This window comes from Chitinophaga sp. ARDCPP14 (assembly GCF_051362515.1).
Taxonomy (GTDB): Bacteria; Bacteroidota; Bacteroidia; order Chitinophagales; family Chitinophagaceae; genus Chitinophaga.
This window is the reverse complement of record NZ_JBKIXB010000003.1, coordinates 229,478-247,774: the sequence shown is the minus strand read 5'-3', so window position 1 is coordinate 247,774 and position 18,297 is coordinate 229,478. Positions and strand designations below refer to the sequence as shown.

The following is an 18,297-nucleotide window of genomic DNA, read 5'->3' as shown; positions in this document are numbered from 1 at the left end:
GCTTATTTCAGTTGTAATGTTACCGCGCGGATATTTTTCCGGTCGTCGGTATACGTGATATGCACCAAACCATCTGCGGTGGCGATAATGGCTGGATAGCTGTATTCGCCGCCTGCACGTTTCTCCAGCTGATACACATCTTTCCAGGTAATACCGTCTTTTGAAACGGCCAGTCGCAGCTCATTGCGGCCGTCAGACCAGTCGCTTCCGCCTTTCGTAGGGTTATATACCAACGCCATCGCGCCGTTGGGAAGGGTTACCGCATCAATGCCTGAATTGGGATTGGGCAGTTTCAGTGCGGTAACGGGTGTCCAGCTGGCGCCCTGGTCGTTCGACCAGCTCGTGGCAATTACATGCTGCCGGCTGCGGAACAGCAACTGGAGCCGTCCATCGCGGTGGGTAAGTATAGTCGGCTGAATAACGCCGAACGTGTCGCAATCTATAACCACCTTTTGCCATTGATGTCCCGTGCTGTCGCTGATTTCCATATGCGATACCCAGTGGTTGCCCTTTACACTTTCTGTGCTGGAAGGGTGCAGCAGCCGTCCATCCGGGAGTTGTATACATTTGTTTTTAATAGGGCCTAACATGCCCTCCGGTAATTTTTCGGGAGATGACCAACTGCTGCCGTCATCACTGCTGTAGCGGGCCATGCCCCACCACTCCCGTGGATTTGGACCCACTTTATAAAACAGGCAAAGTAAACCGGCCCGGGTACGGAACAGTACCGGGTTCCAGCAGGGATAGCGAAGCGTGTCGTTAATAATACCATCTGCCAGCTTTACGGGCGCCTGCCATTTGCCGGCGGTAAAGCGCGACGACCAGATCTCCACATTTTTACTTCCTTCCTCATCGCCGCCAAACCAGGCGCTGAGCAAATCCCCGGAAGACAACGCCGCAATGGTAGACGCATGACTGGATGGCGTAACCGGCACCGGCATAATGAGCTCATTACGCACAGGCACTGCTTTGGTTTGTGCTTTGGCCGGGAAATACAGGACTGCCGGCAATAACAAAGAAAGATAAAAACGCATAGGTGCTGAGGTATGTTTAAGTTGTTAAAATAAGGAATGCACGGGGATTATCATAAAGATTGGTAAATTTGCCGCCTTATGTCATTATATACAACAAAGGGAACCGTTACCATCACCTGTAACAAACGCCTGACACCTTACCTGGAGCAGGAAGTAAAAGATCTGGGTTTTACTGTAGACGAAACATTCGTTACCGGTGTGCGGTTGAATGCCTCTCTCAATGAGTGTATCCGCCTTAACCTGAACCTGCGTTGCGGCAGCCAGGTGCTGTACAGCCTGAAACAATTTGAAGCAATCGACGGCGACGAAATATACAATCAGCTGAAATCCTATCCCTGGGAAACGATCCTTCCGGAAGATGGTTACTTCTCCATCACCAGCAATGTGCAGAATGAAACGATCAACAACAGCATGTTTGCCAACTTAAGGGTAAAGGATGCAGTAGTGGACCGTATGCGGGAAAAAACAGGCAAGCGTCCATCCACTGGTGCGGAGCTTACCGGTGCAGTAATCCACCTGTTCTGGAAAAATGAAAATGCTGAAATATTTGTAGATACTACCGGCGACTCGCTCGCACGGCATGGATACCGTAAAATACCTGGCCGCGCTCCGATGCTGGAAGCATTGGCGGCATCTACCATCCTGGCTTCCCGCTGGGACCGTAAAGCGCCTTTCATCAACCCGATGTGTGGTTCCGGCACCGTTGCCATTGAAGCCGCATTAATCGCTACCAACAGCCGTCCCGGTCTTTTCCGCGATAACTATGCCTTTATGCACCTCCGTGGCTTTGATGAAAATGTGTACCTCGATGAAAGAGGACTGCTGGAAAAACAGATCGTGGAAGTACCGGAGCTGCGCATTATCGCTACCGATCTGAGTGAAATGGCGATTGTAAACGCCCGTAAAAATGCAAAGGCTGCGGGCGTGGAAGATATGATTGAATTCCGCGTATGCGATTTCGCCAGCACAGAAGTGCCGGAAGGCGCTGCCGGCGTGGTATACATGAACCCCGAATACGGATTGCGCCTTGGAGAAATTGAAGCGCTGGAGGAAACATATGGCCGTATCGGTGATTTTATGAAGCAGCAATGCGGTGGTTACTTTGGATACGTGTTCACCGGGAACCTGGAACTGGCTAAGAAGATAGGTCTTAAAGCCAAACGCAGGATAGAGTTTTACAACAGTACGATCGATTGTCGCCTGCTGGAATACGAGCTGTATGCCGGTACCCGCGACGCGCGTAAACTCTAAATGATAGCGCCGGCAGGGTATTAAAGCCCTGCCAGCTTTTCGTTTATCCGTTAACGAAAGACATAAAAAAAAACGCTGCCTATAAAGCAGCGTTCATAAAATAAAGCGTTTTATACTTATACTACCTCACTCACGTTAATCGGTCTTGAGAAACTCTCTTCCAGTGAAATAATCGTTTCCGTTCTTTCTATTCCCTTTATATGCTGCAGATCGTCCTGCAATATTTTACGCAGCTCCCCGCTGTCTTTGCAAATGATTTCTGCAAACATGCTGTAAGAACCGGTGGTATAGTTCAGTCTCACGATCTGCGGAATTTTTAACAGCTGCTTAGCGACGTTTTCATACAATGAACTTTTCTCCAGGTAAATACCAATAAACGCCAGTACATCATACCCGATAGCACGCAGGTTAACCTGTAAACGGGTGCCTTTGATCACACCCATTTCATGCAGTTTCTTGATGCGGACGTGGATAGTGCCGCCGGACACAAAGAGCTTCTTACCCAACTCTGCATAGGAGATACCGGCGTCAGTGGACATTTCCGAAATGATCTGTAAGTCTAATTTGTCAATATTTAATGGTTGACTCATTTTGGTGATGCGATTTAGAATATTTTCTAAAAATAGGTATTTTTTTGAAATAATCGCAAAAATTATCCCGGTGCTGATCCTCAATAAATTCACGGCCCGGGCAGGAGCAAAACGATATTCGCTTTTTTTGATTAAATTAATGGAGGAGTTCATAAAACACTATCCATGAAGGAAGACGTCACGAGTAGAACCGCGCAATATATGGCCCTATTCCGGGCGCTGGAAACCACCCGCTCGCGGGACCAGCGGTTGTTCACCGATAAATTCGCATCCTGGTTCCTGGACAGCAGGCTGAAAATAGGCGTATGGCTTTGCCGCATACCAGGCTGGCGGTCCTTCGCCGAATGGATTATCCGGAAGAAGATCCCCGGCGCTTTATCCTCCGGCATCGCCCGTACAAAGTATATCGACGACCTCCTGCTGCAGGCGGTGGATAACGGCGCCCAGCAGGTGTATATTCTAGGCGCTGGTTTTGATACACGCGGACTGCGGCTTCCTTTTCTGCGCCAGCTGAAAGTGGTGGAAATCGATCATCCCAATACGGCCGCCTATAAGCTGGCAAAATTACGCGCACATAAACTGCCAGCCAAAGTATACTATTACCAGATAGATTTTAACCGGCAAAGCCTCGACCAGCTGAGCGCACTGAATAACTTTGATTTTACGGTGCCTACCGCCATTATCTGGGAGGGCGTAACCAATTACCTGAACAAGGAAGCGATCGACAGCACCTTTGCATTCCTGCAGCGGTTCGAACCCGGTTCCAGGGTTATTTTTACCTATGTACACCAGGCCGTACTGGATAACCCTTCGGCATTTTATGGTGGCGAAAAACTGCTCAAAGACGTAGCAGAGCTGGAAGAACGATGGACATTTGGTTTTGAACCGGCAGCATTACCCGCATACCTTCGCCAATATAACTTTCGCCTGCTGGAAGACCTCGGCGCCAGCGAATACCGGAAACATTACTTACCCGGCCGTTCGGAAAAAGGATATGAGTTTTACAGGGTTGCCTGTGCGGAACGCATAGAAGATTAAGCGTTTATACCTTTGTGTAGGAATTCAGCTTTTCCTGCAGCAGCCGGCACAGCTCATTGAACCGCGCTGGTTTGGTAACAAAATCCGCTGCACCCAGCGATTTTGCTTTGGCTATTTCATGCTTTTCATCACTGGTGGAAAACATGATCACCGGGATATCCTTCAGGTAAGGAGTAGCTTTTATTTTTTCAAGGAAAGCAAAGCCATTCATTAATGGCATATTCATATCCACGAATATAAGGTCCGGCGTAAATGCACCGTTGCGGAGCAGGTCAAACGCTTCCTGGCCGTTACCGGCGGTGGTAAGGGTGATTTCGTCCCTGATGGTGCCAAGCGCCAGTTTAAAAAACTCCTGGTCGTCCTGATCATCGTCCACCATCAACAGCGTCGTTAATCCCCGTTTACTATTTGCGTTCATATTCATGGTAGCTGGCATATAAATGTACATCTTATTACACTTACAGACAGCCGATTGTTAAAAGAGGATTGTCATTTTTTGAGCTAAACTTTTTATTGGGTGTCTTGTTGTTCTAATGAAGCCTGTAGATACATAAAACAAATTTTATGAAAGCAATTATCAAATCCATGCTGGTGGGCATAGTGCTATTATGGGGCGCGTGTGGTACCACCGTGCATATGACAGGAACCTGGAAAGCCCCGGAAGCCCCTGCAGAAGGGTATCATAATATACTGGTGGCCTCACTTACTTCCAATGTGGGAGCGCAGCAGGTGGTGGAAACCCAGATGGCGGCAGCCCTTCAGAAACGGGGTGCTGTAGCCGGGAAAGGACTGGACCTGTTTCCTCCTAAATTCAATCCGCTAACAGAAAAAGATAAAAGCGCTGCTACGCAGAAAATGCAGGATGCAGGGTACACCGCCGTATTAACCACCTCATTGGTTAATAAGGAATCCCAAACGAGATATGTGCCAGGCACCGTTTCCTATGCTCCTTATCCTGCATACGGCTGGTATGGCCGCTTCTGGGGATATTATGGCTATATGTACGGCTCGGTGTATTCTCCGGGCTATTACACCACCGATAAAAGATATTTCCTGGAAAGTAACCTGTATGACCTGAAACAGGACGGAAAGCTGGTATGGTCGGGTCAGTCGGAAACCTATAATCCGAATAGCCTCGAGTCATTTGCCAAAGCCTTTGCTACCCAGGTGTCTGATGCGCTGGAAAATGGAGGGTTATTGAAAAGATGATCAGTGACTGTTATCGTAATAAGTATTGTCTTTTTCAATTTTCCCATCATCTATGGTGAATACGGTGCAGATGGGCAGTCGCCACTTTTTGCCATCAGGGCCGGTGGCTGATGAAATGAATTCTACGGTAATATGATTTTTATCTCCATATACATTCACCACTTCATCATGAATATCGGGGAATTGCTGTTGCAGTTCTTTGTATTTTTGGGCGGTTTGTTCGCGGGTGCGTTGCACGGGATCCGGTCCAAAGGATGGATCAAGGAAAGTGGCGGTATCCTTATAACAGGCTGCCAGCTTTTTCCAGTCGTGTTCATTGAAAGCCTCAAAGAGATCCTTTACAACAAGGGTATTGGAATTGGCCAGGCTGATCTTGGCTCCGGGTTGTACACATCCTGCAAAAGAAAGCGCCATTAACAGTATCAGGGAAATTTTCATGCATGATCACTTTTGAGATATTACAAATTACGAAGAAGCGCGGGAAAATGAATTTATAATTTTAATTTGCCGACTTAATTATAAATCAGTTTTTTATGGAGATGTCAGCACCCGATCCGGAAATGTTGCAACAGCTGGTAGTGATGAAAATGCCGTTTGGAAAGTATAAAGATGTGGTGCTTTGTGACCTGCCGGTGAGTTACCTGGAGTGGTTCCAGCGGAAGGGCTTCCCGAAAGGCAAGCTGGGAATGCTCCTCGAAACGATGCTGGTAATAAAAATGAACGGTCTTACCCAATTGCTCGATCCCCTGAAAAAGAAGCGATATCCTTAATGCCTGCGCAGGCGGAAATAAAAAGCGGTTGTTGCCATCAATGGAAACAACCGCCTGAACGAGGTATAATATTGGCAGTGATACTCATCAGAACCAGCTGGTGTTCTTTTCTTCTTCTTCCTGGCCACCGGTTTCAGCATCCACCGCAGCCGACACTTTGATTTCTTCAGCTACCGGGGTGTGACTAAGATCGGCTTTCAGAACGGGCTGCACGTTTTTACGGATAGCGCCTTCCACCACAGCTCCTTCTTCTATTTCCAGCACCATCGCATTCACATCGCCTTTTACCAGCGCTTTATTGCTGATATGGGCTTTGTTGGTGATATATACATCGCCATACACTTTCCCATGCACCACCAGGTCGGCAGCATATATATGCCCACGGATGCTCGCTGTTTCACTAACCACCAGCTTACCACTGGTTTTTACATCGCCTCTTACATTCCCATCAATCCGGCCGGAAACTGAAGCATCTATACTACCGTTCACGGACACTGTTGCAGGAATACGAAAGGCTCCGGGAACAATTATATTTCGGAAAATATGTCTGACATTGATCACAAGTATAAATTAGAGGGTGATGGGATTAGGTGTAGCAGGAGTATGCTGTGTTACATCTTCAAAAGTAGACACAATAGAACTGGAATTACCCAGGTCAAGCCCCACGCTTCTTTGAGGTTTATTATCTGAAATTCTCAATGAATTATAAAGATAACCGATACTCATGAGCTTTTCAGGTTCAGGAGCAACTTCTACCGGAATAAAGTCACGGAATTCTTCTACAAAGGCATCTGTGAGTTCACGATAGTAAGCGCCACCGCCCATCAGGTAAATCTTTTCACAGGTTTCAAAATCCAGATCTGTAAAATAACTGCGCATCAGCGGGGAAACTACTTCCCTGTAATACTGTGTGAGCACACCTTTACGCATATCACGCAGATCGATCCGCTTGCGGTTGGTGAAAATAGACCCCTTCATGAAAGCATCATCCACCTGGTGTTCGTTTTTCATTTCCAGGTAGTGTTTCTGGTTCAGCTCACGGGTAAGGTTGTTAATGGCATAACGGATACCATGGGAACTGAAGCAGGTACGGTGAACCAATCCGTCGCCGGTGGCCATGCCGCCTTCAATAGTACCAAACCCAAAACTGATGGCAATGAAGTTGTCGAGCTGGGGTTCATTGATACTTTTCTTCAATCCTATGATACCACCCACGATTTCAGGGATCACTTCATACTTCTCAATATCAAACATGGCCTTCTTAAAAGAACCTTTGGTATTGTAAGTTTGCGTATCGTAGTCAATCAGGAAATGCCGTTTACTTAAAAACTGTTCCGCAGCGTTTTTGTAAATATTGTAAGTAGAGAAGGGGAACCCTACGGTAAGGGCAATGGGTTGTTGTACTTTATCAATGGTGTTCAGCAAAGCAGCTTTAAACAGTATTTCATAATCCTCTTCTGTGGGCGACGCATTGGTAACTCTGCCGGGATTGATCCCACCTCGTTTTGCCAGGTTGCCTACCAGGTACCAGGCTTCATCCTTTTTAATTTTTAATCCGTTGAGAAGATCCTTACTTGAATTTTCTGTGTTTCCGAATGCGGTTTCAAAAACGCTTGGGAAGCTGGTTGTTGATACTTTCATAGTGCTTTGTTATAATAACGAATGTAGCCGTGACTCTCCGTGAAGGAGGGTTTTCATCGGGATTGAAATAGCGGTTAAAGATATAAAATATTAGAATAAGGGGGTGACAACCAGTGAATTTATGCTAAATTTAATACAGCGATGTTACATTTCAAAATGCATCGCCGCCGGTAAAGCGTTCCCTGCTGATAATAAACAACCCGGCTTTATCGTTTAGAAGATGTCCCCCTTTGCCTGTATTCACTCTTATTTTCATTTGTATGAAATACCTCGTATTGGCTGCCGGTATCTGTTTGTGGGCCTGTCATTCTTCGCAGAAGGTGTACCAGGCGCCCGCAGTGGGAGCGGAGGCCCAGTTTGACCGGGGGCTCCGGCCGGAGAAACACCCCAAGTATCTCTTTGATAAAAAAACAATGAACGATATGCAGAAGCAGGGCACTGCAACGTCTTACTCCCCCAAACGCCGCAATACTGCACCTACTATCCCGCTGCCCGGGAAAGGAGCCAACGGTAAAGACAGTACGAATTCAGCCACCGACAGCCTGCATACCAACGCAGCTGACAGTTTACGTATCCCTGCCGATTCTCTTAAAGTGCCGGTAGATACCACTCATATCCCATAGCGCTTCTTTCTGCCATGCCGTTTCCGGGTTATTCCCTACTTTTGAAGCCACCGCTTTTATATCACTTATGAGAAAATATGGTATTTTATGGCTGCTGCTGGCAGCATTTCAGCAGGCAACCGCGCAAACCCCTTTATATATGCCCCTGACCATCAAAAAGGCATATGACAATCAAACCCGCAGCTATAGTGGCGCCCCGGGCGCCAGGTACTGGCAGAACAAAGCCGGGTACGATATTAAGGTGGCCTTTGACCCGGCAACAAACGGTATATCCGGCTCGGAACAGATCCGCTATACCAACAACAGCCCGGATACCTTAAAGGTCATTAACTTCAAACTGTTTCCCAATCTCTTCCAGAAAGGAGCCGTGAGAAATATGGCGGTTTCCCCGGAAGACCTGACCAACGGCGTTGTAATAAAGAATATGAAGGTAAATGGTGAAGCGAAGCCGGTACCAGCTATCATCCGCGGCACCAATATGCCGGTGTATATCAGGGATCTTTACCCAGGGCAGTCGGTGCAGTTTGATCTCGACTTTTCCTATACCCTGAACGAAAATACACACATCAGAACCGGCGCCGTGGACTCCGGCGCCAGTTTCATCGCCTACTTCTTTCCGCGTATTGCGGTATACGACGATATCAACGGGTGGGACCAGATCCCTTACACGGGTACGCAGGAGTTCTATAACGACTTCAGCGATTTTCGTGTAGCCATTACGGTGCCCGGCAACTACGAAGTATGGGCGACCGGCGACCTCAAAAATACCGCAGCCGTATACAACGATAAATATGTACAACGCATCGCTGCTGCTGAAAAGAGTAACGACATCATCGCGGTGATCGACAGCAACGATGTGCGGGAGGGGAATATCACGCGGCAGCGGAACGCCAATACCTGGCAGTATGAAGCAGCCAACGTCACCGACTTTGCTTTCGCCGTCAGCAACCACTATTGCTGGAACGCCACCAGCGTGGAAGTAGACGCTACCACCAAAAGACGCACCCGTGTGGATGTAGCCTTTAACCCACAGCATGCGGATTTCTTTGATGTGATACATTACGCCCGCGCCACCGTGAATAAGATAAGCCACCACTTTCCTAAGTGGCCGTTCCCGTATTCGCACGAAACGGTGTTCGACGGACTGGACCAGATGGAATACCCCATGATGGTAAACGATAACCCGCTGGCCGACAAAGCCCAGACCATAGAGTTAACTGACCATGAAATTTTTCATACGCTCTTTCCCTTCTACATGGGCACCAATGAAACACAATACGCCTGGATGGATGAAGGATGGGCCACGATCGGCGAATGGATCATCTCTCCATTGATCGACAGCTCCATCGTGGATGACTACGGCATGTCGCCCTATAACTTCATCGCGGGCAAAGAGGCGGACCTGCCCATCATGACGCCCTCCAATCAAACTACGGACGCCTATATGACCAATTCCTATCCTAAACCAGCCCTGGGTTATCTCTATATAAAAGACATGCTGGGGGATACCCTTTTCCTGAAAGCGCTGCATTATTATATGTCGCAGTGGAATGGGAAACACCCCCAGCCATACGACTTCTTCTACTGTATGAACACTGGCGCCGGCAGGAATATGGACTGGTTCTGGAAAAGCTGGTTCTTCGACAATGGCTTCCCCGACCTGGGTATCACACGGGTTACGCAAAAAGGGAAACAAGGAACAATTGAAATTACTTCCATCGGAAATAAACCGGTTCCGGTTGATGTTACCCTCTTTTTTGACGACAACAGCACCATGAAGTTACACCGGAGCATCGCGGTATGGGAGAAGGGCAACAAAACAACGACGCTTCCCTTTTTATCTCTCAAAAAAATTAAAAAAGTAACACTGGGAAGCACCTGGACAGCAGACATCAACAAACGGGATAACACCTACGAAATAAAATAACCGGCTATAGTTTATCGTAATAGAGATAGTACAATTTCTGGTAACTGCCTCCAACAATACCAAGCCCGCCCTGTGTATTGCTTTTGAGCTGAATGGCCTGTATAAGGCTGTTCAGCCCGGGATTGCGCTTCACCTTCTCATAGGTAAGCAGGAAATCATAATATTCTTTTGAGACAGATTTTACATATACCAGCACCCTTCCTACGGGCGCAATGGCTTCAGCAGGATTGGAGCTGAGGGCCGTGGCATTAATATAAAAATAAGTGGTAAGCGGCTTACCGGCTTGCGTAAACAAAATGCTGTTATAGTTTTCATTCAAACCGCCGATCTGGTTATTGTCAGCATTTTCATCCTGTGTATAGCAGGGAATGCGCAGGTAATCATTGAGGAAGCTGCTGTCTTTTTTAGGATTGCAACCAGGCATATGCTTTACACGCTGGTAGAGAGAATCGTGCTCACTCTTCTTATATCGCATACCCCTATACGAAAAGGTAGTATCCGTGATAACGCTTTGCTTCAGGGCCTCCATTACCAGGTATTGTTTCACACCGGGAATGGGATTCACGGTAAAATGAAAGCGTAACACCGGGCGTCCGTTAAGCAAGGTACGGAGCGTGTCCAGCAGTTCCACTTTAAAAGGCGGAGGGATGGAAGCCATGGCGTTAACGGTTTTCAAGCCAGGCACTGTCACCCGTATTTTATAATTTTTGCCTGCATCCAGTGTAATTTTACCACGGTATACGCTCATGGCATTGCTGGAATCTTTCACATACGTAAGTGCTTCCAGCGGTTGTCCGTTTTTGTCCATCAGCTGTACATCCGCATTTTCTACCAGGTCAAAGCCGGTGTTGATACCTGGACCTACCGGTTTGCTTTTGCCTACCCGCACTTCCGGTATATCGTTGGCCACCAGCTCGCTGTATACTACCTCCCTGGGAACGGCATTGTTGGGAGGAAGCGGCAGTTCCTGCTCACAGCCCGTTAGCAGCAAAATATTTAAAACCGGTATTAATATAAACAGGTATTTCATGATTAAAATTTGAACGTATAAGTCAGATACGGCAATGTTCTGAATAAACTATACTGATATAACTGTAACGGGTACACGTCGCTGTAATCCAGGTAAGAGAACTGGTCAAAGCTCACGATAAAAGGATTCGTGCGGTTATAAATATTATAAACGCCCGCGGTAATCACATGATGAAAACGTTTTTCGTTACCCAGGTTTAAGGTGGCCCCGAGATCCAGGTGATGTACAGGGTTTAGCCGGTAGTTATTTAACCGGGAAATATAAGGCAAATAGTTTACCTGGAAAGTAGAGAACGGGGAATAACGTTCGTCCAGGTAGCCTTTGATATTGCGGCTCCAGTCGAAATCCGGGAATATCTGCACCGGCAGGGTGAAAGGTGCACCGGAGGCGAATTTCCAGGAAGCGGATAGACTCCATTTCGGATTAAACCGGTATTTGAGCGCCAGGGAAATATTGTGGCGGCGGTCTTCTTTATAAGGGAACATCTTCCCGGCATTCAACCGGTCGAACTGCCGCCAGGCCCACGACAGGGTATAAGAGAAGATGCCTGTCAGCTTGCCTTGTGTTTTTTCCAGCAGCACTTCGCTGCCATAGTTATAGCCGTTGCCGGCGATCACTTTTTTCTCCCAGAGATCCGAGTTATCGAAGATATTCAGTACGGTGTTGGTGGTAACAATATTTTTCAGTTGTTTATAATAGAGGTTCACATTGAAGCGCCATTGGTTGCTCCACTGCCGCTGATAGGCGATGCTGTAGGAGTATGCATGCTCCGGTTTAATATTCTCGGTACTCGGTACCCACAGATCGGTGGGGAGGTTGATAACCGGCGTGGTTAACTGGTGCACAAACTGTGTCATTTCAGCAAATGATGCCTGTAAATACTGTGAATGGGGCAGTTTCCACCGCAGCATAAGTCGGGGCTGTAAACTGGGGTAAAAAGAGGTACGCTGCGCCAGTGCCCCGAAATGCAGTCCGGGCCGCACGATCAGCCGGTCGTTCAATAAGCGGAGTTCATCCTCTGCGTATGCGGAGAACTCCGACATATAATAAATAGGCGCTTTCCGCTGCGTAGCTTCTCCCGCGGAGATGTTATTATGATAAGCCGTAGGTGCAAAGTTGTGATAGGTATAAGCACCGCCGAAAGAAATATGATGACTGTTGCTCACTGCATATTCCGTTTCGTTCCTGATGGCCACGTCCCTGATCCGGGAAACGCCTTTCCCCCGCACAAACAGGGAGTCGTAGAAGGAGAGGGGGATGATCGAATTCTGCGTAAAAACGTTATAAAAACGGCTGTAGGTAGCAGTGGTGCTGGAGAATATTTTTGGATTCACTACTTTGGTCCATTTAACGGCAGCAGTAACATTGCTCCAGTCAAAATTGTAATCATCAAACAGCTGGATAACCGGGTTCTCGCTCCTGATAAACATTTTATCCTGTCCTTTATAGAAGCTGACATAGATCCTGTTTTTGTTATCGATGACCTGATTGAGTTTAAAGTTTACATCATAGAGATAATATTTACCATAATCTTTCAGATAAGCCCTTCCATAAAGGGCATCTACCAGGGATCTTCTTACAGACAAAGAAACAGAGCTGCGGTCTTTTACAACGGGACCTTCCAGGAGGAAGCTGCCGGAAACGGGGCTCACGGTAGCGCTGCCATGCCACTCTTTCATATTCCCGTCTTTTGTACGGATATCCACTACTGAGGAAAGGCGGCCACCATAGCGCGCCGGGAAGGCATCTTTATAAAGCGACACATCTTTTACCGCATCTCCGTTGAAGATGGAGAAAAGCCCGAACAGGTGACCGGTATGATAAAGTGGTACCCCATCCAGGAGGTACAGGTTCTGGTCTGCGCCTCCGCCTCTGACCAGCAGGTTGCTGCTGCTTTCGAGGGAGCTGCCGGTACCGGGATACAGTTGCAGTGATTTCAGCACATCCTTTTCGCCCAGTAGTGCCGGGAAGTTGGATACATAGCCAACGGGCATATTGATGTAGCCGGGTTGGGAATTAACGGTTTCATTTTCGCCGTTTACCACTACTGTTTGCAGCATGCTGCGGGCTTCCATGTGTATATCCAGCTGCCCGTCGTCCGGCGGTGGAAGATGTTGAAACACGGGTTTGTACCCGATATGTGAAAACACCACGCCCAGGCAGGTGTCCGGCACTTGCAGGCTATAGAAGCCATAGGCATTGGTTTCAGTGCCTTTCCGTGTAATGGGATCGTATACAGAAGCGCCGATGATCAGCTCATTACTGTTTATTTCTTTTACAAATCCGCTGATGGTATAATATTGTACCTGGGAGGTTTCGCGGAGCAGGAATATTTTCCCGTTGAGGGCAGCCACCTGGATACCGGTACCCTGGAGAATAACCTTCAGTACGTCGCCGGTAGTGTGTTCTGTTCCGCTGAGCTGTACTTTTTTATTCAGGTGTAAAAAGCTGGAGCTATAAGAAACGTTGATACCGGTAACTTTCTGGAGATCCTGGATATAAAATAAAATGGTCCCCTGCCGGGCAGCAGGGGTATAGCTTTCATGGAGAATGTCCTTTCCATTGTGCTGTGCCTGCAGGAATTGAAACGGGAACAGTAACAACAGCATTCCATAAATAAGGAAAAGCGGGTTTTTTGTTCTACTGGGTGATGACGATAGAGTCGCCGTCCTGTTGATAGTGGAACCCAAGCAATAGTTGTAATTCATGCAAAACGTCATCGCAGGACTGATTTCGGAATGTAATCGTAGCTTTTTGCTGCGATGCGGTTTCCCTGTATTTTTCATCAACCCTGATATCTTTTGCGTAAAAGTCGGCTAATTGTGGCAATATTTCAAGCAGTGTCTGGTCATTAAATTGCAAAATACCTGTTTTCCAGGCGATGAAATTCAGGTTGTGATTATTATTGGCAGATAACTGTCCGTTGCCCCATACACCCCGTTGGCCACTATTCAGTACTATGGCGGTGGTATCGCCTTCCAGACTTAGTTTTACGCTGCCGGAAGCAACGGTAACGGCTGTAGTGTCTTTTCCTGTTTGCACGGTAAAGGAGGTTCCCAAAACTTCAATCACGGATTGATTGGGCGTTTTCACCAAAAAAGGATGGTCCGGATCACTGGCTATTTCAAAAAAGGCTTCTCCTTCCAGTTCCACAATACGCTGGTTGTGGTGATAGCCATTGATATACCGGATCATTGCGCCCTGCCGGAGGGTTACCATTGATTTATCAGGTAACTCCAGGCTTTTTATTTTGCCGTCATTCGCGGCCAGCTCATGTTTTTTAAGCGAGGAGCGTGTTTCCAGCCACCATGCGCCTGCTGTAAGTAATATCAGGATGGCTGCCGCAGCAGCATATTTGGTATAAAGTGCTTTTACACGGGACGGCGCCAGCTGTATTGCCTGGTCCGTTTTATCCCAGGCAGCGGCCGTGTTGTATTCCCGTTTGGGCGCCACTGCAGCGGGACTGTCCCCCCATAGTTTTACCAGTATTTCATATTCTGCCCGGTTTTCGGGAGAGGCTTCCAGCCAACGTTGCAGGGCAGCGGATTCCGCTTCTGTACATTGACCAGACAGATTTTTAGCAATCAGCTCATGCAGGTAGGTATCAAAATGCTCCATAATACAGTGTGCTCTACTTAAATAACGCTCATTAATATAACAACCCTCTACAGGGGCATGAATATTTTTAGTAAAAACAAGATACTAACGGGCAGCCCATATTGCTGTAAATATTTCCGCAGCAGCTTCAATGCCCGTCCCATATAGTTTTCAACTGTTTTAGCAGAAAGGCCGAGTTTGGTTGCCGTCTGTTGATGTGTCATTCCCTGCAATCTGCAGCAGGTGAATACTTCCCGGCATTGCGGGGGAAGGTTGGCAATAGCCTCATATACCAGCTGTTCATAGTAAGGCTTTGCATTTTCAATCTCTTTAGCACCGGGATCTTCTGCCGTTTCTGCCAGCCATTCAAAGCCTTTGTTGCCAGCTTCCTCGGTACTTTGCTTGCGTAACACAGAAATAGAATTATTCCTCACCGCACGAAAAAGGTATGCTTTTATATTAGGTATGTCTATCAGCTGCCGGTGTTTCTCCCAGAGCTTAATAAAGGTTTCCTGCACCACATCTTCCGCTGCTGCATCGTCTTTCAGGAAACTATAGGCATAGTTACATAAGTCATTGTATTGTGAATGAAATAATTCTTTATACGCCTGGTAAGAAGGTGATGTAATCATTTAACCTTCAGGAAGTTTTAGTATATGAAATGATCGCTGCGAAAGTAACTATCTTTTTGAAAACAATTACAGTTTACACATTACAGATTATATTTTTATTTGGTAGAAAAGATTAAAAAAAAGTGGAGAGGCCAATAGAGGGATACCGGATTCTCTGCGTCAGCAATATAACAGCTATGCCTATTATGTTTGTTAGAAGTTAGTTTTTTTTAGTTGTGTTTTTAAACGGGGTTGCATATGGTTCTATGCAACCCTATTTTAATTTCCCCCGCGCGGATGTTGTCTTTCTCAGGATTAACGGTGATTTTAAGGATTAAAAGGATTTGAACATTTGGGATTTTAAAAGATTCGGGGAGATATAAGCGAATTTTGTCTTTCTCAGGATTAAGCTGATTAAGCTGATTGTACTGAATTCTTTTTTTAAATTTAAAAAGATGGATTGCTACTCGCTTATATCTCCCCGAATCTTTTAAAATCCCAAATGTTCAAATCCTTTTAATCCTTAAAATCACCGTTAATCCTGAGAAAGACAAAATTCGCTTATATCTCCCCGAATCCTTTAAAATCCCAAATGTTCAAATCCTTTTAATCCTTAAAATCACCGTTAATCCTGAGAAAGACAAAATTCGCTTATATCTCCCCGAATCTTTTAAAATCCCAAATGTTCAAATCCCCCAAATCCTTAAAATCACCGTTAATCCTGAGAAAGGCAACATCCGCGTAAATCCCGCGGATTACGTATTTTTAAGTAAAACCATGTAAGATGTCCGGACCTCTCACGAAACTAAAGAATGCGTACCACCTGTTGAAGAGCATTGATTTCGCCATGCTGGCTAAACTATCCGAAAAAGTAGATCTCCCGAAGGTGATGGAGTCGGTAGGGAAAATGGATGATACGCAGCTGAACGGCTTAATGAAAATGCTCACCAGTGGCAGTAAGAAGAAAGAACTGCCGCCTATTGAAGGCGATTTCTATGATCTCGGGGCAAAGCTCAATGCGGAAGACAGGGCACTGCAGCTGAAGGTGCGGGCATTTATGGAAAAGGAAATCAAGCCTATCGTTAATGAATACTGGCTGAAAGCGGAATTCCCTTTTGAAATCATCCCGAAATTCAGGGAGCTGAATATCTGCGGGGTTACTTATGAAGGATACGGATGTCCTAACCGGTCGTTCCTGATGGAAGGGATCATTGCCATGGAAATGGCGCGTATAGATGCTTCTGTAGCTACTTTCTTTGGCGTTCAGAGCGGATTGGCCATGGGATCTATTTATATGCTGGGCTCTGAAGCACAGAAACAGGAATGGCTGCCGGGAATGCAACAGCTGAATATTATCGGCGCTTTCGGACTTACCGAACCGGAAGTAGGTTCCGGCACCGCCGGCGGACTAACCACAACGGCTAAACGGGAAGGCGATACCTGGATACTGAATGGCCAGAAGAAATGGATTGGCAACGCCACCTTTGCTGATGTAATTGTGATCTGGGCAAGGGATGTGGACGATAACCAGGTGAAAGGATTCCTGCTGAGAAAAGATACGCCCGGTTTCAGCGTGGAAAAGATCCATGATAAAATGGCGCTGCGTATTGTCCAAAATGGATTGATCACCCTGAAAGATTGCCGCATAGCGGAATCCGACCGCTTACAACATGCTGCTTCCTTTAAAGATACTGCCCGTGTACTTCGCATGACCCGCGCCGGTGTGGCCTGGGAAGCGGTGGGCTGCGCCCGTGGCGCCTATGAAAACGCGCTGGCGTATACGCAAACCCGTAAGCAGTTCGGAAAACCTATCGCCGCTTTTCAGCTGATCCAGGGCCACCTGGTGGAAATGCTGTCCAATCTTACTGCCATGCAAACAATGGTATTCCGCTTATCGGAAATACAGGATGCCGGCGGGTTAAAAGACGAGCATGCCTCGCTGGCCAAAGTGTTTTGTACATTGCGTACCCGCGATGTGGTAAGCCGTGCCCGCGAAGTGATGGGAGGCAACGGCATTTTGCTGGAATACAATGTAGCGCGCTTTGTGGCCGATGCAGAAGCTATTTACTCCTACGAAGGCACAAAGGAAATCAATTCCCTCATCGTGGGCCGCGCCATTACCGGCTTCAGCGCATTTGTATAAAATATCAAATCTTTTTTATAGTTTAAATGCCGGATTGTGGACTATGCCGCAACCAGCATTTAATCCGTATCGTTATGAATTCATCAAACAGACGTCATTTCCTCAGGAACGTTTCCCTGGGAGCCCTTGCTGCCATCAGCATTCCAGATATTGTTGCCGCCGCAACGGTAGCAGAGAAATCTAAAAAGATAGTACTCAAAAAAGAGAGCGTGGTATTGTTCCAGGGCGATTCCATCACCGATGCAGGCCGTAAACGCGACAACGACCAACCTAATGCAGGTGGCGCATTGGGCGGTGGTTACGCGCTGATGGCGGCATCTTCCATGCTGCTGAAAAGTGCAGATAAAAATTTAAAAGTGTATAATAAAGGCATCAGCGGAAATAAAGTATTTCAACTGGCCGACCGCTGGGACACCGATTGCCTGCTGATTAAGCCGGATGTGCTGAGTATCCTGGTAGGTGTAAATGATTACTGGCATACGTTGAGTAATAACTATAAAGGCACCGCCAAAACATACCGCGACGACTACGATAAACTGCTGGCACGCACCAAACAGGAGCTGCCGGATGTTCAGCTGATTATCGGCGAACCCTTTGCGGTAAAAGGCGTGAAGGCCGTAGATGATAAATGGTACCCTACGTTCGATGAGTATCGCGCAGCTGCCCGGGAACTGGCAGATAAGTACCAGGCCACTTTTATTCCTTATCAATCCATTTTTGATAAAGCACAGAAGTCGGCACCGGCGTCCTATTGGACCGGCGATGGTGTACATCCCAGCGTAGCCGGCGCCCAGCTGATGGCGGAAGCCTGGTTACAATGTGTAAAATAAAAC

General features: G+C 47.1%; 18 protein-coding genes. 8 read left to right on the top strand and 10 right to left on the bottom strand.

The features are described from left to right. Positions 1-2 precede the first annotated feature (2 nt). The gene (locus ACLHR0_RS10130) at positions 3-1,034 is read right to left on the bottom strand and encodes a sialidase family protein (protein ID WP_436486276.1); all 1,032 of its coding nucleotides are present in this window, start codon (positions 1,032-1,034) and stop codon (positions 3-5) included. Between the two features lie 78 nt (positions 1,035-1,112). On the opposite strand from ACLHR0_RS10130, the gene ACLHR0_RS10125 reads away from it, so the two are divergent. Then, positions 1,113-2,285, top strand: coding sequence for a THUMP domain-containing class I SAM-dependent RNA methyltransferase (locus ACLHR0_RS10125; protein ID WP_429048130.1), 1,173 nt, complete (start codon positions 1,113-1,115; stop codon positions 2,283-2,285). Between the two features lie 116 nt (positions 2,286-2,401). Here the strand turns inward: ACLHR0_RS10125 and ACLHR0_RS10120 are convergent, their stop codons facing one another. After that, positions 2,402-2,875 carry an Lrp/AsnC ligand binding domain-containing protein gene (locus tag ACLHR0_RS10120; protein ID WP_079472010.1) on the bottom strand — a complete coding sequence of 158 codons (474 nt, stop codon included), beginning with the start codon at positions 2,873-2,875 and terminating at the stop codon, positions 2,402-2,404. A 165-nt stretch (positions 2,876-3,040) separates the two neighbouring features. Between ACLHR0_RS10120 and ACLHR0_RS10115 the strand changes: the two genes are divergently transcribed. Continuing rightward, positions 3,041-3,913, top strand: coding sequence for a class I SAM-dependent methyltransferase (locus ACLHR0_RS10115; protein WP_436486273.1), 873 nt, complete (start codon positions 3,041-3,043; stop codon positions 3,911-3,913). 4 nt (positions 3,914-3,917) lie between these two features. Here ACLHR0_RS10115 and ACLHR0_RS10110 read toward each other — a convergent pair whose 3' ends face one another. Beyond that, positions 3,918-4,337 carry a response regulator gene (locus ACLHR0_RS10110; protein WP_370910895.1) on the bottom strand — a complete coding sequence of 140 codons (420 nt, stop codon included), beginning with the start codon at positions 4,335-4,337 and terminating at the stop codon, positions 3,918-3,920. Between the two features lie 140 nt (positions 4,338-4,477). On the opposite strand from ACLHR0_RS10110, the gene ACLHR0_RS10105 reads away from it, so the two are divergent. After that, positions 4,478-5,122 (top strand): hypothetical protein, encoded by a 645-nt coding sequence (locus ACLHR0_RS10105; protein ID WP_436486271.1) that lies wholly within the window; start codon positions 4,478-4,480, stop codon positions 5,120-5,122. Here ACLHR0_RS10105 and ACLHR0_RS10100 read toward each other — a convergent pair whose 3' ends face one another. Further along, on the bottom strand, positions 5,123-5,560 hold the full coding sequence (locus ACLHR0_RS10100) for a nuclear transport factor 2 family protein (protein WP_436486269.1): 438 nt from the start codon (positions 5,558-5,560) through the stop codon (positions 5,123-5,125). Between the two features lie 95 nt (positions 5,561-5,655). Between ACLHR0_RS10100 and ACLHR0_RS10095 the strand changes: the two genes are divergently transcribed. Next, positions 5,656-5,892: a DUF3820 family protein gene (locus ACLHR0_RS10095; RefSeq protein ID WP_370910897.1), complete on the top strand. Its 237-nt coding sequence runs from the start codon at positions 5,656-5,658 to the stop codon at positions 5,890-5,892. A gap of 87 nt (positions 5,893-5,979) precedes the next feature. On the opposite strand, the gene ACLHR0_RS10090 is transcribed toward ACLHR0_RS10095, so the two are convergent. Together ACLHR0_RS10090 and ACLHR0_RS10085 are read right to left on the bottom strand one after the other, a co-directional pair. Further along, a complete protein-coding gene (locus ACLHR0_RS10090) occupies positions 5,980-6,453 on the bottom strand; it encodes a bactofilin family protein (RefSeq protein WP_370910898.1) in 474 nt (157 codons plus the stop codon). A 9-nt stretch (positions 6,454-6,462) separates the two neighbouring features. Next, a complete protein-coding gene (locus ACLHR0_RS10085; RefSeq protein WP_429048123.1) occupies positions 6,463-7,533 on the bottom strand; it encodes a hypothetical protein in 1,071 nt (356 codons plus the stop codon). 260 nt (positions 7,534-7,793) lie between these two features. Here ACLHR0_RS10085 and ACLHR0_RS10080 point away from each other — a divergent pair, with 260 nt between their 5' ends. After that, on the top strand, positions 7,794-8,156 hold the full coding sequence (locus tag ACLHR0_RS10080; protein ID WP_429048122.1) for a hypothetical protein: 363 nt from the start codon (positions 7,794-7,796) through the stop codon (positions 8,154-8,156). A gap of 67 nt (positions 8,157-8,223) precedes the next feature. After that, positions 8,224-10,083, top strand: coding sequence for a M1 family metallopeptidase (locus ACLHR0_RS10075; RefSeq protein WP_436486266.1), 1,860 nt, complete (start codon positions 8,224-8,226; stop codon positions 10,081-10,083). A gap of 4 nt (positions 10,084-10,087) precedes the next feature. Here ACLHR0_RS10075 and ACLHR0_RS10070 read toward each other — a convergent pair whose 3' ends face one another. Genes ACLHR0_RS10070 through ACLHR0_RS10055 form a run of 4 tightly spaced genes read right to left on the bottom strand, consistent with a single transcriptional unit; the run spans position 10,088 to position 15,342 of the window. Continuing rightward, a complete protein-coding gene (locus tag ACLHR0_RS10070) occupies positions 10,088-11,113 on the bottom strand; it encodes a DUF4249 family protein (protein WP_436486264.1) in 1,026 nt (341 codons plus the stop codon). 2 nt (positions 11,114-11,115) lie between these two features. Beyond that, positions 11,116-13,722: a TonB-dependent receptor gene (locus ACLHR0_RS10065; protein ID WP_429064570.1), complete on the bottom strand. Its 2,607-nt coding sequence runs from the start codon at positions 13,720-13,722 to the stop codon at positions 11,116-11,118. Positions 13,723-13,753: 31 nt separating this feature from the next. After that, complete coding sequence (locus ACLHR0_RS10060) at positions 13,754-14,731, bottom strand: FecR family protein (RefSeq protein ID WP_436486261.1); 978 nt, start codon at positions 14,729-14,731, stop codon at positions 13,754-13,756. A gap of 47 nt (positions 14,732-14,778) precedes the next feature. Then, entirely contained in the window at positions 14,779-15,342 is a 564-nt protein-coding gene (locus ACLHR0_RS10055; protein WP_436486259.1) for an RNA polymerase sigma-70 factor, read from the bottom strand. 763 nt (positions 15,343-16,105) lie between these two features. Here ACLHR0_RS10055 and ACLHR0_RS10050 point away from each other — a divergent pair. Next, positions 16,106-17,464 (top strand): acyl-CoA dehydrogenase family protein, encoded by a 1,359-nt coding sequence (locus ACLHR0_RS10050; RefSeq protein ID WP_436486258.1) that lies wholly within the window; start codon positions 16,106-16,108, stop codon positions 17,462-17,464. A 74-nt stretch (positions 17,465-17,538) separates the two neighbouring features. After that, positions 17,539-18,294, top strand: a complete 756-nt coding sequence (locus tag ACLHR0_RS10045; protein WP_436486255.1) for an SGNH/GDSL hydrolase family protein — start codon at positions 17,539-17,541, stop codon at positions 18,292-18,294. Positions 18,295-18,297 lie beyond the last annotated feature (3 nt).

Excerpts from the sequence above, each read along its gene's own strand:
- ACLHR0_RS10100 (WP_436486269.1), bottom strand. The coding sequence starts at position 5,560 with ATGAAAATTTCCCTGATACTGTTAATGGCGCTTTCTTTTGCAGGATGT.
- ACLHR0_RS10065 (WP_429064570.1), bottom strand. The coding sequence starts at position 13,722 with ATGCTGTTGTTACTGTTCCCGTTTCAATTCCTGCAGGCACAGCACAAT.
- ACLHR0_RS10110 (WP_370910895.1), bottom strand. The coding sequence starts at position 4,337 with ATGAATATGAACGCAAATAGTAAACGGGGATTAACGACGCTGTTGATG.
- ACLHR0_RS10060 (WP_436486261.1), bottom strand. The coding sequence starts at position 14,731 with ATGGAGCATTTTGATACCTACCTGCATGAGCTGATTGCTAAAAATCTG.
- ACLHR0_RS10045 (WP_436486255.1), top strand. The coding sequence starts at position 17,539 with ATGAATTCATCAAACAGACGTCATTTCCTCAGGAACGTTTCCCTGGGA.
- ACLHR0_RS10070 (WP_436486264.1), bottom strand. The coding sequence starts at position 11,113 with ATGAAATACCTGTTTATATTAATACCGGTTTTAAATATTTTGCTGCTA.
- ACLHR0_RS10095 (WP_370910897.1), top strand. The coding sequence starts at position 5,656 with ATGGAGATGTCAGCACCCGATCCGGAAATGTTGCAACAGCTGGTAGTG.
- ACLHR0_RS10125 (WP_429048130.1), top strand. The coding sequence starts at position 1,113 with ATGTCATTATATACAACAAAGGGAACCGTTACCATCACCTGTAACAAA.
- ACLHR0_RS10075 (WP_436486266.1), top strand. The coding sequence starts at position 8,224 with ATGAGAAAATATGGTATTTTATGGCTGCTGCTGGCAGCATTTCAGCAG.
- ACLHR0_RS10055 (WP_436486259.1), bottom strand. The coding sequence starts at position 15,342 with ATGATTACATCACCTTCTTACCAGGCGTATAAAGAATTATTTCATTCA.
- ACLHR0_RS10080 (WP_429048122.1), top strand. The coding sequence starts at position 7,794 with ATGAAATACCTCGTATTGGCTGCCGGTATCTGTTTGTGGGCCTGTCAT.
- ACLHR0_RS10085 (WP_429048123.1), bottom strand. The coding sequence starts at position 7,533 with ATGAAAGTATCAACAACCAGCTTCCCAAGCGTTTTTGAAACCGCATTC.
- ACLHR0_RS10130 (WP_436486276.1), bottom strand. The coding sequence starts at position 1,034 with ATGCGTTTTTATCTTTCTTTGTTATTGCCGGCAGTCCTGTATTTCCCG.
- ACLHR0_RS10105 (WP_436486271.1), top strand. The coding sequence starts at position 4,478 with ATGAAAGCAATTATCAAATCCATGCTGGTGGGCATAGTGCTATTATGG.
- ACLHR0_RS10115 (WP_436486273.1), top strand. The coding sequence starts at position 3,041 with ATGAAGGAAGACGTCACGAGTAGAACCGCGCAATATATGGCCCTATTC.
- ACLHR0_RS10120 (WP_079472010.1), bottom strand. The coding sequence starts at position 2,875 with ATGAGTCAACCATTAAATATTGACAAATTAGACTTACAGATCATTTCG.
- ACLHR0_RS10050 (WP_436486258.1), top strand. The coding sequence starts at position 16,106 with ATGTCCGGACCTCTCACGAAACTAAAGAATGCGTACCACCTGTTGAAG.